Origin of the sequence: uncultured Winogradskyella sp. (assembly GCF_947498345.1) — a bacterium.
In the GTDB taxonomy this organism is placed as follows: domain Bacteria; phylum Bacteroidota; class Bacteroidia; order Flavobacteriales; family Flavobacteriaceae; genus Winogradskyella.
Genome location: NZ_CANMJY010000008.1, coordinates 206,897 through 222,281, shown reverse-complemented (window position 1 = coordinate 222,281; position 15,385 = coordinate 206,897). Strand labels below are relative to the sequence as shown.

Here is a 15,385-nt window from a genome sequence, read left to right as displayed (position 1 = left end):
TTTTTTGAACACCCTTACTATTTTTTAGTAAGGGTGTTTTGCTTTTTATAAACCTTACTTTAGTAAATTGTAGATTTGTTATCTTCAAATTTTATCTGAAATAGTGGTATGAAAAATAATCAGGAACTTGACCTTGCTTGGGATTTTGTTAATAATACGAATAGAAATATTTTCTTAACTGGTAAAGCAGGGACTGGTAAAACTACGTTTTTACATAAACTAAAGTTTCAATCTCAAAAGCGAATGGTAATTGTTGCACCTACAGGAGTTGCAGCTATTAATGCTAAAGGGGTTACAATACATTCTTTTTTTCAGCTACCATTTGGACCAATTTTATCTCATGGGGAATTACATTCTTCATCAAACTTCAATAGAAAATTTAGTAAAACCAAAATTAATATTATCAAATCTTTAGATCTATTAGTTATAGATGAAATAAGTATGGTAAGAGCAGATTTGCTTGATGGAATTGATGCAACATTAAGACGCTTTAAAAATAGAGATTTACCTTTTGGAGGAATACAATTATTAATGATAGGTGACTTACAACAATTGTCTCCAGTTGTAAAAGAACAAGAATGGCAATTATTAAAACCATTTTATAAGAATACATTTTTCTTTAGTAGTCAAGCATATCAGAATTCTAACCCGATTACGATTGAGCTTAAGCATATATATAGACAAGAAAATCCAATGTTTATAAATATCCTTAATGAAATTAGAAATGATAAATTAAGTCAAACTTCAGCAGATGAGCTAAATAAAAGATATCAACCCGATTTTATTCCAAACAAAAACGATGGTTATATTTCATTAACCACTCATAACCATAAAGCAAACCAGATCAATAAGCAAGAGTTAGAAAAACTTAAAGGCAACACAAGAATATACAATGCTATTGTTGAAGGAAAATTTCCAGAGCATTCATATCCAAATAAAGAAGAATTAAAATTAAAAGTTGGAGCACAGGTTATGTTTATTAAAAATGACAGTTCACAAGATAAACGCTATTTCAATGGGAAAATAGGTAAGGTGATTTTATTAGATGATGATGAAGTTGTAGTCAATTGCCCAGATGATGATTTTAACATTATTACAAAGCCTGAAGTTTGGGAGAATATTAAATATACTGTAGATGCTGATACGAAGGCAATTTCTGAAGACAAGGTCGGTAGTTATACTCAGATGCCACTTCGCTTGGCATGGTCAATAACCATCCATAAAAGTCAAGGTTTAACATTTGAAAAAGCTATAATAGATGCCGAAGCTGCATTTGCGCATGGTCAAACCTATGTAGCGCTTAGTCGCTGTAAATCTTTAGAAGGCTTGATACTAAAAAGTAAAATTACAACGCATCAAATTATTAGTGATAGTAATGTCGTTTCTTTTAATGAAAACGCAAAAGCTAATCAACCAAATAATGATATTCTTCAAAAATCTAAGCGTAAATTTCAACTAGATTTAATTTCAGAAATTTTTAATTTTTATAAGTTTATAAATCCTGCAAACAGAATTTTAGATGTTTACTATAAAAATAGAAGAAATATAGAGGGTAATATAGAATTGCCTTTGACAACGATTAAAGAATCAGTTACTCATCTACTTAAAATAAGTAATTCTTTTAATAATCAATTAAAATCGATTGGTGATTCGGTAAATATTCCTGAGTCGAATAAAATACTGCAGGAGAGATTTACTAAAGCTATTAACTACTTTTTAGCCCAAACAGAATCAACGATTAAAAATTCACTACAAACTTTAAACTTTACCACAGATAATAAAGCGATTACAAAAGACATAGCGAAACAACTTGATACTTTAGAAGAATTATTGGGAGCTAAACTATTATATTTTGAAAGTTTAAAGAAAGGATTTAACACGCAACATTTTTTAGAATTAAGGGCGAAATCTGTCTTTTTAGCTAAAGAAAAACCGAAGAAACAGCATAATAAAGCTGTTATTGATAGTACAGCTAATCTAGAACTCTTTGAGTTGCTAAGAATCTTGAGAAATGAAATAGCTAACAGAGAAGACTTAGTACATTTTCAGGTTTATACACAAAAATCTTTATATGCCATGTGTGAACTATTACCAACTTCAAAAGAAGAATTAAAGACAATTCATGGAATGGGTAAGACACGTATAGATAAGTATGGAACAGAAATATTACAAGTTATAAAGGAGTATTGCGCAGACAATGATATTACCGTTTCTCATAATGTTTCTATGTTTGAGACCCAAAAGCCAAAACGTAAAAAAGGGGATACCAAGAAAATTTCTTTAGAATTATTTAAAGCAGGAAAGTCTATAGAAGAAATAGCAAAGGATCGAGAATTAAATTCAAATACAATATTTGGTCATTTGGCAAGTTTTATTACTTCTGGTGAAGTGAAAGTAATGGACTTAATGTCCGAGTCACATTATTCAGAATTAAAGGCAATTATTCCTGCTAAGATTTTCGAAAACCTTTCGGACTTAAAACATCAGCTTGATGAGAAATACTCTTATGGTGAATTACGTTTGGTGGTTAACGAACTTTTTAATAACTAAAAAGATTATAGACTTAGAATGGACTTTAGAGTATTTCAAAAGTAAGTCTCAGTGTTACAAAACCAGACTTTAAAAAACTGTCTTCAACTTTAAAAAGTTCTGTGTCATTTATTAAAAACTCTTGTTGTTGTTCTTCGGGATTATTAAAGAAATTATACCCAACATCTAATCCAACATGCTCCCCTTTATACCCAATTCCCATAGTATACCTCCAGTGCGGAATTAATTGTTTTAAAGAAAAAGAAGTCCTGCCAATCTGTCCAAAGAAATATGGAGATTGTTCACCATCAGAACTTAAATCGATTTGAGATTCTACAAAAAAAGTTGAGCCAATAATTTCTTTACCATAGACATCTTTTGGAATACTTAAAAGATCGTATCCTCCTGATAACAATAAAGGATTTATATTAAATCCAACTTTAGTCTCTCCACCAAAAATCATTTTTATGTATGCAACTTCATCTTCATTATCTTCGCAATCATTATTCTCATCATCGCAAGAGTTTAAAACAGCAATAATTAAATTGGCTACAGAACCTAACGCTTCAGCCTTAAGGGAAATAGATAAATCTACAATATCTTCAAATGTGTTATTAGGTTTTTGCTGCTGAGCATGTAGATAACTCGTAAGTATTACTAACAAAAGCGCGGAAAAATATTTCACTGAAATATGGTTTCCTAAGTAGGCATCAAACATTATACCAAATAATTATTATTATTTGGTGTTTGCTAGTGTTTTAAAAGGTCTATTTACTAAAGCCAGATATATAAAATACCAGCAATGCTTAGACATAAAAGCATAAGCAAAACAGATTTTTAAAAAATAAATAGACTAATCTAATTACCCTTTAATAACTCCTCTTGAAATTACAATTTTCTGTATTTCAGAAGTACCCTCATAAATCTGAGTAATCTTTGCATCTCGCATTAAGCGTTCTACATGGTATTCCTTTACAAACCCATTACCTCCATGGATTTGCACAGCTTCAACAGTATGTTCCATAGCTACTTTACTAGCATAAAGTTTTGCCATAGCACTAGGCATATCGTAGTTATTACCTTGGTCTTTATCCCAAGCAGCTTTCATTACTAATAATCGTGCAGCTTCAATGTCTGTATGCATATCTGCAAGCTTAAAGGCGATAGCTTGATGATTTGCAATCTCAGTTCCAAAAGCTTTACGTTCTTTAGAGTATTTCAAAGCCAATTCATAAGCGCCAGCTGCAATACCTAATGCTTGAGCAGCAATACCAATACGACCACCAGATAAAGTTTTCATTGCGAATTTAAATCCAAAACCATCTTCACCAATTCTATTTTCCTTAGGAACTTTTACATCATTAAACTGAAGTGTATGTGTATCACTTCCACGAATTCCTAATTTATCTTCTTTAGGACCAATATCAAATCCAGGCATTCCTTTTTCAACAATAAAAGCATTAATACCTCTATGACCTTTTTCTCTATCCGTTTGTGCAATTACTAAATACACATCAGAACGGCCACCATTGGTAATCCAATTTTTTGTACCATTAATTATATAATGATCTCCCATGTCAATGGCAGTAGTTTTTTGAGAGGTTGCATCACTACCCGCTTCTGGTTCACTCAAACAAAAAGCACCTATGTTTTCTCCTGTAGCTAATTTGGTTAAATATTTTTGTTTTTGTTCCTCTGTACCAAAGGCTTCAAGACCATAACAAACCAGAGAATTATTTACAGAAACCATAACAGAGGCTGATGCATCAATTTTAGAGAGTTCTTCCATAATTAATACGTAAGAAATAGCATCCATACCACTTCCTCCGTACTTTGGGTCTACCATGACTCCCATAAAACCTAATTCGCCCATTTTACGGACCAATTCATCAGGGAATGTTTGCGTATTATCGCGCTCTATAACGCCAGGAAGTAATTCGGTTTGTGCAAAATCGCGAGCTGCATCACGAATCATTAAATGTTCTTCTGTTAAATTAAAGTCCATAAAATTGATTAATTAATGATTTGATAAAATTTTCATGCAAAGATAGTTTTTTATTACGGTATTTTCAATAAGGAATGGTATTTTTACTAATATGATAAAGTCTGAATATAATGTAGTAGCAGTGATGTCTGGAACATCTCTTGATGGTATGGATATTATTTTCGCTACTTATGTTTTTAAGGGTATTTGGGAATTTAAAATACATCATTGTGAAACGGTAAAATACCCCAAAGATTGGAAGCTGATTTTGAGTCAGTTGGTTCATAAATCTAAAGATGAATTACGAAATATTGATGAACAATACTCACAGTATTTAGCGATGGTTATTTTAGATTTTATAAATCAACATAAGCTTCAAGATATAGACTTTATTGCTTCTCATGGTCATACGGCTATACATCAACCAGAAGAAGGCTTAACATTGCAGATAGGCAATAGGCAAATTTTAAGCGATGCTTTAAATATAAAAGTGATATGCGATTTTAGGGTTCAGGATGTCAAACTTGGTGGACAAGGTGCTCCTTTAGTACCTATTGGCGACCGTTTATTATTTTCAAATTACGATTACTGTCTAAACTTGGGAGGATTTGCGAATATCTCATTCGAAAATAATTCAGAAAGAATAGCATTTGATATTTGTCCTGTAAATATTGTTTTGAATCATTATGTGTCAAAATTAAAATTGGAGTATGATGACAAAGGTAAATTAGCTTCAAAAGGAAAAATTGATGAATACCTTTTAAGCAAGTTAAATACATTAGAGTTTTATCAAGAAAACCCACCAAAATCTTTAGGCTTAGAATGGGTAGAAACTTATGTTTTTCCTATGATTGATACACTAAATCTTGAAGTTGAAAACATTCTAAGAACTTTTGTTGAGCATATTGCAATTCAGATTTCTCAAAGTTTAAAAATGAATAGTCATAATATTTTGGTCACTGGAGGAGGAGTTTATAACGAGTTCTTAATATCTAGATTGAGAAGCCTTTCAAAATCAGAAATTATAATTCCAAATAAAAGTATAGTAGAGTTTAAAGAAGCTTTAATCTTTGGGCTTTTAGGAATACTAAGAGAAAGAAATGAAGTTAATTGCCTTAAAAGTGTAACAGGAGCTCGTATTAATCATTCCTCTGGGAAGATTTTGAAACCTAACACTCAAAATTAATGTTTATTTCATTTCAAAGGCAATAGAGTTTTTTATATTTGTTACAACTAACTTAACTAACACAAATTGATAAAGAAATTACTTCAAACGTACGAAAATAAATCACCTGAAATTGTATTCCATTGGAATGATTCTGAAACCGATGCCGAAGGCTGGACAGTCATTAATTCGCTAAGAGGCGGAGCAGCAGGTGGCGGAACACGAATGCGAAAAGGCTTAGATAGAAATGAAGTATTATCATTGGCAAAAACCATGGAGGTTAAGTTTACGGTATCTGGTCCAAAAATCGGTGGAGCAAAATCTGGAATTAACTTCGACCCTCACGACCCAAGAAAAAAAGGCGTTTTAGAACGTTGGTATGCGGCTGTTTCACCTTTATTGAAAAGCTATTATGGCACAGGTGGAGATCTAAATGTTGATGAAATCCATGAAGTTATACCGATTACAGAAGAGAGTGGAGTTTGGCACCCGCAAGAAGGTGTTTTTGAAGGACATTTTAAGCCCTCACAAGCCGATAAAATCAATAGGATTGGTCAATTAAGACAAGGAGTTATAAAGGTGCTCGAAAACCCTAAGTACTCACCTGACGTAACCCGAAAATACACTGTTGCAGATATGATTACTGGTTTTGGTGTCGCAGTTGCAGCTAAGCATTTTTATGCTATTAAAGATGATTCTATAAAAGGTAAGCGTGTAGTTGTTCAGGGGTTTGGTAATGTTGGTGCAGCTGCAGCATTCTATTTTGCTCAGATGGGAGCTAAAGTCGTAGGTATTATTGATCGTGTGGGTGGATTAATTAATGCTGAAGGATTAACGTTTAAAGAAATTACAGACTTATACCTTCAAAAAAATGGAAATACGCTTGTTAGCGATAATCTCATTCCTTTTGAAGAGATTAATGAGAAAATATGGTCTATAGAAACAGAGGTTTTTGCACCATGTGCTGCCTCTAGATTGATAACGCAAAATCAAATAGATCAAATGATAAATACAGGTTTAGAGGTTATTACTTGTGGTGCAAATGTGCCTTTTGCTGATAAAGAAATTTTCTTTGGCCCAATAATGGAGCATACAGACCAGAAGGTAAGCTTAATACCAGATTTTATATCCAATTGTGGTATGGCAAGAGTTTTTGCATACTTTATGGAGCGCAAAGTTGTAATGACCGATCAGGCTATTTTTAATGATACTTCAAAGGTTATTAAGAAGGCTCTAAAAGCTGTACATAAAAATAATCCAACCAAAATTGGTATTAGCGAAACCGCTTTTGAGATTGCACTAAGACAACTAATATAACATCGCATTACTATGGAAACCGTAATAATTCTTGTTTTTGTATTTGGCTACTTAGCCATTACTTTAGAACACAATATTAAGATAGATAAATTAATTCCTGCATTAGTTATGATGGCCATAAGTTGGGCTTTGATTTCTTTAGGAATTGATGATTTTTCTCAATGGTTTGATTCCGCTAAACATAGCTTAATGGATAACTTTGGTTTACTTCCGCATGAAGAAAAAATGCACCTCATGGAAGAAACCCTATTGCACCACTTAGGTAAAACCGCTGAGATATTAGTGTTTCTTTTAGGTGCTATGACCATAGTAGAGATTATAGATTATTTTGATGGGTTTTCTACTATTAAATCAGCAGTAAAATTTAACAGCAGAAAGAAACTTCTTTGGATGTTTTGTTGGCTGGCTTTTGGTTTATCCGCAATTATAGATAACCTCACTGCTACAATAGTACTAATCTCAATACTTCAAAAAATTGTTAAAGACAGAGACATCAGAATTTGGTATGCAGGTTTAATAATAATTGCCGCCAATGCTGGTGGTGCATTTTCACCTATTGGAGACGTCACTACAACCATGTTATGGATTGGCGAAAGAGTATCTACCGGAAAATTATTCGTTTACCTTTTTATACCTTCATTGTTATGTATGATTGTTCCTACTTTTATAGCTTCTTTATTAAAACCATTTAAAGGAGAGTTAGAATTACAGTCTGAAAATGATAAGCCAAAAAATAAATTTAGTTCTACGATGTTGTTTTTAGGACTTGGAGCTATTGTTTTTGTGCCTGTTTTTAAAATTATTACGCATTTGCCTCCTTATGTTGGCATGATGTTATCTCTCGGTGTAGTCGCAATTTTTGCCGAAATCTATAGTAATTCAAAATTTGCAATTTCAGCGGCAGCATCAGAAGAACACAATGAACATGCTAGTCATAGTCCGGTACACTATTCATTATCAAAAATTGAATTACCAAGTATTTTATTTTTCTTAGGAATTTTAATGGCTGTCGCTGCTTTAGAATCATTAGGCATACTCTTTGGATTTGCTGATAGCTTAAAAGAAAATATTGGCTTAATTGGTTCTGAACCTGCAGGTACTGTTGTTTCAGATTTAGTAGTGTTACTTCTTGGTGTAGGCTCAGCTGTTATTGATAATGTACCGTTAGTAGCAGCTAGTTTAGGTATGTTCTCAGAGCCATTAGATAATCAGCTATGGCATTTTATAGCTTATTCTGCTGGTACTGGTGGTAGTATGCTTATTATTGGATCTGCTGCTGGTGTTGTAGCAATGGGGATGGAAAAAATTGACTTCTTCTGGTATTTAAAGAAAATTTCTTGGCTGGCATTAATTGGTTTCATTGCAGGAGCACTAGCCTTTATGGTAACAAGAGCAATTTTTTAACATACTTAAGTGTAAAACTTAACGTTATAACTTACAGAAACTTTTAAACTTAAAACTTATTATATGATATTACTAAGTAATATTCAAGATGAAGCAGAGGTTTTAACTGATGGTGAATCCGTTGAAAAAACCTTGTCTATTATAGAGCTAATTACAAGTGGTGGTACATCGGGTATGGTCATTATCCTCATTCTGTTCTTACTTCTTATTGTAGCGACTTACATTTATTTTGAGCGTATTTTCGCTATAAAAGCCGCATCTAAAGTTGATTCAAATTTCATGAATCAAATCAAGGATCATGTCAGTAATGGAAAAATTGACTCAGCACAAATGCTATGTGCACAACAGAATTCACCTGTATCTCGATTAATTGCAAAAGGTATTACCAGAATTGGTAAACCTCTTGAAGATATTAATACAGCAATTGAAAATGCAGGACGATTAGAAGTTTACAGCCTCGAAAAGAATGTTAGTGTGCTTGCAACCATATCTGGTGTTGCTCCAATGATAGGTTTTTTGGGTACTGTAGTCGGTATGATACTTTCTATTTTTGAATTGGCCAATGCTGGCGGAACCATACAAATGGACGTTTTAGCAAGTGGATTATATACAGCAATGACAACAACAGTAGGAGGTTTAATAGTTGGTATTATTGCTTATGTAGCCTATAATCATATTGTGGTAAAAACTAATAAAGTAGTGTATCAAATGGAAGCTAATTCTGTTGAATTTTTAGATCACCTAAACGAACCTATCTAATATGAATATTAGAGGACGAAATAAAGTAACACCAGAATTCAATATGGCATCAATGACCGATATTGTATTCTTGTTATTAATCTTTTTTATGATTGCTTCTACTTTGGTAACCACAAATGCGATTGATATTATTTTACCAAAAGCCAGTGGAAAGACTGAGAATAAGAAATCGATAGCTGTAAGTATTAAAAAAGATTTGACCTATTATATAGACCAAAAGCGTGTTGGCGAGAGTGTTTTAGAAAGTCAATTGGTATCTATTTTATCAAAGCAAGAATCCCCAACGATTGTATTGAGAGCAGAAAAATCTGTACCTGTAGAAAATGTGGTTAAGGTTATGGATATAGCTAATCGTAATAAGTTTAAAGTGATATTGGCAGTTAAACCAAATTAAACGGCATCATTTTTGAAACTTATTTAGAAACAAATCTTTGAATAAAAAAACAGGGTAGTATGTTTAGCGTAAGTATTAGGGTTTTTTTGGTTGTTTTAGTACTTTTTTTAATTGTATGGAACATAAAGGGATTATCTCCTAAAAACAGATCTAGGGGATTAACTTCTATTTTGATGTCTGTTATTTTATTTTTATTATTTCGGTTTGGTCTAATGTATATGGATCCACCAGAAGAATATGGCGTTGCCGTAAATTTTGGTAATACAGATTTTGGTAGTGGAAACAAACCATTAGCACAGCCAAGAAAAGCAGTAGAGGAAAAAGTAGTAGACCAGCCTCAACCAGAAACTTCTAATTCTGAACCAACAGAAACATCAACTAAGACAGAGGAAGTAATGACGGAGGAAAATGCCGAAGCTATTGCCATAAAAAAGCAAAAAGAAGCTGAAGCAAAAGCCAAGGCAGAAGCAGAACGTATAGAACGTTTGAAAAGAGAAGCAGAAGAAAAAAAGAAACGTGAAGAGGAAGAAAAAAAGAAAAAATTAGATAACCTTATAGGAGGTGTTAAAAATTCTAGTGGTAATGATGATGGTGGTGAAGGACCAGACGACCAAGGTGGAAATAAAGGGCAACTCAATGGTGATCCATATGCTCCAAGTTACTTTGGTGGTTCAGGACCTGGAAAAGGCGGTGTAGGATATGGTTTAGGAGGAAGAGGAAGACCATCCAAACGTATTTACAAGCAAGATTGTAATGAGTATGGTTTGGTTGTAGTTAAGATTGAAGTTAATAGACAGGGTAAAGTAACTAAAGCCGAGCCTGGTATTAGAGGAACCACAAATACACACCCATGTTTATTGGCACCTGCAAAAAAGATTGCACTCTCACATAAATGGCCAGCTGACGAAGATGCGCCAGCAAAACAAATAGGCTTTGTTAGTATTAACTTTGATGTAGGTCAATAACTGATGAATTATCAAGATACAATCAATTGGATGTTTCAGCAACTTCCAATGTATCAAAACAAAGGTAAATCTGCTTACAAAGAGGATTTATCTAATACATTAAAGCTTTCAAAGCATCTTAGTTATCCCGAAAAGAAGTTTAAGTCTATTCATGTTGCTGGTACTAATGGCAAAGGTTCAACCAGTCACATGTTGGCTTCAGTACTTCAAGAAGCTGGTTATAAAGTTGGTTTATATACGTCACCTCATTTAAAAGACTTTAGAGAGCGTATTCGTATAAACGGTAAAGTTATTAGTAAACAATTTGTCATTGGTTTCATAAAACGCAACAAGACTTTTTTTGAAGCAAATCAATTATCTTTTTTTGAAATGACTGTAGGAATGGCTTTCGATTATTTTGCCAAACAAAAAGTCGATATTGCTATTATTGAAGTTGGTCTCGGTGGGCGATTAGATTCTACAAATATTATTTCTCCAGAATTAGCTGTAATTACAAATATAGGTTTTGATCACATGCAATTTTTAGGTGATACTTTAGGGAAAATAGCAGTGGAAAAAGCAGGAATTATTAAAGAAAATATACCAGTTGTTATAGGAGAAACCCAAGAGGAAACCAAAATTGTATTTAAAGCCAAAGCCAAAGCAACAAATTCTACTATTCACTTTGCAGATCAATTAGTAAATAAGGCTTTAGAATCTGATTTAAAAGGTTCTTACCAGGTACATAATATTAAAACAGTTATCCAATCGGTAAAAATTCTGAGACAAACTGAATTTCAAATATCTGAGGCTGAATTAAAAAGAGGACTTCTAAATGTGGTTAGCAACACAGGCCTTAAAGGTAGATGGCAAATTTTAGCGGAAAAGCCTAAAATTATATGCGATACAGCGCATAATAAAGAAGGTTTAACTTATGTTATGCAACAACTTCAGTCTGAAAAATATGACATGTTGCATATTGTTTTCGGTGTAGTCAATGATAAAGATTTAGATTCTATAATGCCTTTGCTACCAGACTACGCCATTTATTATTTCTGTAAGCCAAATATAAAACGAGGATTAGATGCTAAGGAATTGCAGTCAATTTTTGAAAGTACAGGGTTGATAGGAAAGACATACAAGAGTGTTAAAATGGCCTATAAATCTGCAATATCTAATGCGAAAAAAGAAGATTTAATATATGTTGGAGGTAGTACTTTTGTAGTAGCTGAAATAATTTAATTTTTTTATAAAAATCCTTTTGAGATTTTAAAAACTAATCTATATTTGCAGTCCTAATAATTAGGGCGCGTAGCTCAGTTGGTTCAGAGCACTTGGTTTACACCCAAGGGGTCAGGGGTTCGAATCCCTTCGCGCCCACAAAAGTTCACAGAGATGTGAACTTTTTTTGTTTAAGGGTCATTAACTCAGTTGGTTTAGAGTGTTACCTTGACAGGGTAGAAGTCACTGGTTCGAATCCAGTATGACCCACATTAATAAAATCCCGATTTGATATAGGCAAATCGGGATTTTATTTGCAGATACAATTTTAATCAGCATGTATATGCATGTTTAATCTAGCTAGTTGCCTAAGTATCTAATCTTAAATAAACTCTAAAATTCGTTCCAGTGCCATACCTCTGGATCCTTTGATCAATAGTGTAGAGTTTGATATATTTAAAGTCTTAAGAACAGGTATTAAATCTTCAAAAGAGGAAAAGGTAGAGGTTGTTACTTTGGCTTTGGTTTTAAAGAAATTTTCACCAACCAAAAAGATATTTTCATCAAAATTAGCTTCAACAAAATCTGTTATAGCCTGATGTTCTTTTTTTGCATCATCCCCAAGTTCAAACATATCTCCTAAAAAAAGGTATTTACTTTTTGCTTTTAATTGCTTAAGATTGTTAAGAGCCGCTAACATACTTGTAGGGTTAGCATTGTAGGCATCTAATATAATTTTGCTAGTGCCTCTTTCAATAATCTCAGAGCGATTATTATCTGGTTGATAATTTTCAATGGCTGTTTTAATGTTTTCAACAGATACATTAAAATGCTGCCCAATAGCGGTAGCTACTGCAATATTTCCGTAATTGTAATTACCTATAAGTTTGCTGTTAATTTCAATCCCATTGTACTTTAATGAAACAAAAGGGTTAGCAGCAATAAACTCTACTTTACAATCATTTTTAGAACCAGAACCAAATGTAACTGTATTTGTGTAATGATTAATCTGTTTTACTTGCGTGGTATCATTAGTATTTATAAATACTGTTTTGTCATTCTGCTTTATATAATCGTATAATTCGGATTTACCTTTAATTACGCCTTCTACACCACCAAAGCCTTCTAAATGTGCTTTTCCGAAGTTGGTGATTAGTCCATAATCTGGCTGAGCGATATTTGATAAAAACTCAATTTCTTTTTGATGGTTAGCTCCCATCTCTACAATACCAAAATCTAAATCGCTTGTAAAACTTAATAACGTTAAAGGAACACCAATATGATTGTTGAGGTTGCCTTGCGTTGCACCGACTTTGTATTTTGTTGATAAAACAGAAAGAATAAGTTCTTTAGTAGTAGTTTTACCATTGCTTCCTGTGAGAGAAATAATAGGAATATTTATTTCATTTCTGTGATGTGTTGCTAAGCTTTGAAGTGTCTTTAGTACATCATCAACTAGAATACAATTATCATTAATTATAGCTTCTTTGTTATCAATGACACAGTATTTAGCGCCATTATTAAAAGCCTTGTCTACAAACTTATTGCCATCAAAATTATCTCCTTTTAATGCAAAATAGATACACCCTTTAGGTAATTTTCTGGTATCAGTAGATACACCGTTACTTGTTTTAAACTTTTGATATATTGACTCAATTTCCATAGGCTTAAAAATAAAAAAGTCCTGATAAAATTATCAGGACTTCTCTAAATATTATTTAACGTTATTATTAATTACGTTTTTTTCCACCTTTTTGAGATTTAGAACCTACTCTAGATACTGCGCATCTAAAGCCGATGTAATCTGTAGCCATATCTTGTGGGAAATAGCGACGTTGAGCAGGGTCTAACCAGTATGCTCTGTCTCTCCACGAGCCGCCTTTAAAGACTCTAACTTCGTCATTAATTAAAGAGGTTCTGTTATTAGATTTATCGTATTGTCTTACAAGTTTACCTTCAGCAGAATCAACTTCTACACGATGCTTAGGTGAGTTATACATCTTACCAGTAGTATTTGTTCTATCATCAGATTCGTCAAAACTTTCTCTGTAGTATCGCGAAGAACGTTTATCACCATCTCTAAAGTTTCTGTTATCACTTCTATCGAACTGCGTTCTTAGATAAGTTTCTTGGTCATCAACTGGGATTTTTGCAATCTCACCTGGTAAGTCTCTCGCAATAATTTTACCATTAGGTAAGGTATCGTAAACAATTTCATCTACGGTAACAATTTTTACAGTACCATCTTCATTTAAAGCATTCTTAGTATACACATTACCTCTATAGTAATTGAAGTCATTAAACTCGTCATCTACAATTGGACGATAAACATCAGCTACCCATTCTGCAACATTACCTGCCATGTCATATAAACCATAGTCATTAGGCTGGTAAGATTTTACTTCGGCTGTAATATCAGCTCCGTCATCAGACCATCCGGCAATTCCACCAAAATCACCTTTACCTTGTTTAAAGTTGGCTAATTGGTCACCACGATTAACACGCTTACCTGATCTGGTGTATTGTCCATCCCAAGGATATTTTTTACGTCCTCTATAGACATTATATTCTCTAAGTTCACTAAGACCTAAAGCAGCATATTCCCATTCTGCTTCAGTTGGAAGTCTATATTTTACAGGAATCAATCCAGATTCTCTGTTAGCATATACATTAATAGGATTACCTTCAGCATCAGTTTGTTGTCTACGCTTACCGCCTTCTAAAACTTCAGAGTTTCCACCATAAGTTTGTGTTGGTGCGTTAATATAAGTATCTACATCAAAAGTGCTTTCAGCACTTAAATCAGTGTATTGTGCATCCCTTTTAATATAACCAGCTTCTTGTAAAGACATTTCTGCTACACGGTTAGATCTCCAATTTGCATACTCTACAGCTTGTATCCAACTTACTCCGACTACAGGATAATTGGCATAACCAGGGTGACGTAAATAATTCTCAGTCATCATTTCGTTATAACCTAAGCGATTTCTCCATACTAAAGTATCAGGAAGTGCACCGTTATATATTAAAGCATAGTTTGGGTCATCGGGTGGATATACATTTTTCACATAATCTAAGTAAAATAGATAATTAAGATTGGTAACTTCGCTCTCATCCATGTAAAATGATTGTACATGTTGTTGATTAGGAGAGTTATTCCAATCGTGCATTGGGTCATCTTGTACCTTGCCCATTGTAAACGTTCCTCCTTCTACAAATGCAGTTCCAGGAGGCGTTTCCTGTTCTTTAAATTTTGTATTGTATTGGAAGCCACCATTTTTATCGTTGATTTTCCAGCCTGTAGCACTATCCACATTACTGGAATTAGACGACCGCTTACAACTTACAATAGTTGCACAAAGCGTTAATGCTATTAAAAATTTTAGGTTTGAGACATTTTTCATATCCATACGTTTAAGTAAGCTCATTAAATTTTAAGTTCCGCAATATAACAATTAAAGGTAAACTGACAATTTTTTTTTGCATCAAAATTCAAAAAAATATGCATTTCATCCTTTTTTTTGAACATAATAACGGATATTTGGTCAATTTATCGGTGTATTTTGCTTCTTAATAACGGGCATAAAAATAAATTATTGTTGTATTTTTGAAATAAAAATTAAAGCTCCATAATAAGCCACTATTGTGGACGTTATTTTAATGTGAAT

At 33.1% G+C, this 15,385-nt stretch carries 12 protein-coding genes and 2 tRNA genes; 10 read left to right on the top strand and 4 right to left on the bottom strand.

Translation table 11 applies throughout. From position 1 onward, the window contains the following. The first annotated feature begins 108 nt into the window (after positions 1 to 108). Complete coding sequence (locus Q0912_RS12390) at positions 109 to 2,550, top strand: helix-turn-helix domain-containing protein (protein ID WP_299115514.1); 2,442 nt, start codon at positions 109 to 111, stop codon at positions 2,548 to 2,550. 25 nt (positions 2,551 to 2,575) lie between these two features. Here the strand turns inward: Q0912_RS12390 and Q0912_RS12385 are convergent, their stop codons facing one another. Together Q0912_RS12385 and Q0912_RS12380 are read right to left on the bottom strand one after the other, a co-directional pair. Next, positions 2,576 to 3,214, bottom strand: coding sequence for a hypothetical protein (locus Q0912_RS12385; protein ID WP_299115512.1), 639 nt, complete (start codon positions 3,212 to 3,214; stop codon positions 2,576 to 2,578). Between the two features lie 177 nt (positions 3,215 to 3,391). Next, positions 3,392 to 4,534 (bottom strand): acyl-CoA dehydrogenase, encoded by a 1,143-nt coding sequence (locus Q0912_RS12380; RefSeq protein ID WP_299115510.1) that lies wholly within the window; start codon positions 4,532 to 4,534, stop codon positions 3,392 to 3,394. 91 nt (positions 4,535 to 4,625) lie between these two features. Here Q0912_RS12380 and Q0912_RS12375 point away from each other — a divergent pair, with 91 nt between their 5' ends. The 9 genes from Q0912_RS12375 to Q0912_RS12335 all read left to right on the top strand — a co-directional run bounded on the left by Q0912_RS12375 (position 4,626) and on the right by Q0912_RS12335 (position 11,987). Next, the gene (locus tag Q0912_RS12375; RefSeq protein ID WP_299115508.1) at positions 4,626 to 5,699 is read left to right on the top strand and encodes an anhydro-N-acetylmuramic acid kinase; all 1,074 of its coding nucleotides are present in this window, start codon (positions 4,626 to 4,628) and stop codon (positions 5,697 to 5,699) included. A gap of 69 nt (positions 5,700 to 5,768) precedes the next feature. Further along, positions 5,769 to 6,995: a Glu/Leu/Phe/Val dehydrogenase dimerization domain-containing protein gene (locus tag Q0912_RS12370; protein WP_299115519.1), complete on the top strand. Its 1,227-nt coding sequence runs from the start codon at positions 5,769 to 5,771 to the stop codon at positions 6,993 to 6,995. A 12-nt stretch (positions 6,996 to 7,007) separates the two neighbouring features. Further along, entirely contained in the window at positions 7,008 to 8,399 is a 1,392-nt protein-coding gene (nhaD, locus tag Q0912_RS12365; protein WP_299115506.1) for a sodium:proton antiporter NhaD, read from the top strand. 63 nt (positions 8,400 to 8,462) lie between these two features. Continuing rightward, positions 8,463 to 9,158, top strand: coding sequence for a MotA/TolQ/ExbB proton channel family protein (locus tag Q0912_RS12360; RefSeq protein WP_299115504.1), 696 nt, complete (start codon positions 8,463 to 8,465; stop codon positions 9,156 to 9,158). Position 9,159: 1 nt separating this feature from the next. Continuing rightward, positions 9,160 to 9,552, top strand: a complete 393-nt coding sequence (locus Q0912_RS12355) for a biopolymer transporter ExbD (protein WP_299115502.1) — start codon at positions 9,160 to 9,162, stop codon at positions 9,550 to 9,552. A 173-nt stretch (positions 9,553 to 9,725) separates the two neighbouring features. After that, positions 9,726 to 10,517, top strand: a complete 792-nt coding sequence (locus Q0912_RS12350; RefSeq protein WP_299115500.1) for an energy transducer TonB — start codon at positions 9,726 to 9,728, stop codon at positions 10,515 to 10,517. A gap of 3 nt (positions 10,518 to 10,520) precedes the next feature. Then, positions 10,521 to 11,738: a folylpolyglutamate synthase/dihydrofolate synthase family protein gene (locus tag Q0912_RS12345; protein ID WP_299115498.1), complete on the top strand. Its 1,218-nt coding sequence runs from the start codon at positions 10,521 to 10,523 to the stop codon at positions 11,736 to 11,738. A gap of 63 nt (positions 11,739 to 11,801) precedes the next feature. Beyond that, a tRNA-Val gene (locus tag Q0912_RS12340) sits at positions 11,802 to 11,876 on the top strand. A gap of 36 nt (positions 11,877 to 11,912) precedes the next feature. Then, a tRNA-Val gene (locus tag Q0912_RS12335) sits at positions 11,913 to 11,987 on the top strand. A gap of 112 nt (positions 11,988 to 12,099) precedes the next feature. Here the strand turns inward: Q0912_RS12335 and murF are convergent. Together murF and gldJ are read right to left on the bottom strand one after the other, a co-directional pair. After that, entirely contained in the window at positions 12,100 to 13,380 is a 1,281-nt protein-coding gene (gene murF, locus Q0912_RS12330) for a UDP-N-acetylmuramoyl-tripeptide--D-alanyl-D-alanine ligase (protein ID WP_299115496.1), read from the bottom strand. 67 nt (positions 13,381 to 13,447) lie between these two features. Continuing rightward, the gene (gene gldJ / locus Q0912_RS12325) at positions 13,448 to 15,127 is read right to left on the bottom strand and encodes a gliding motility lipoprotein GldJ (protein ID WP_299115516.1); all 1,680 of its coding nucleotides are present in this window, start codon (positions 15,125 to 15,127) and stop codon (positions 13,448 to 13,450) included. Positions 15,128 to 15,385 lie beyond the last annotated feature (258 nt).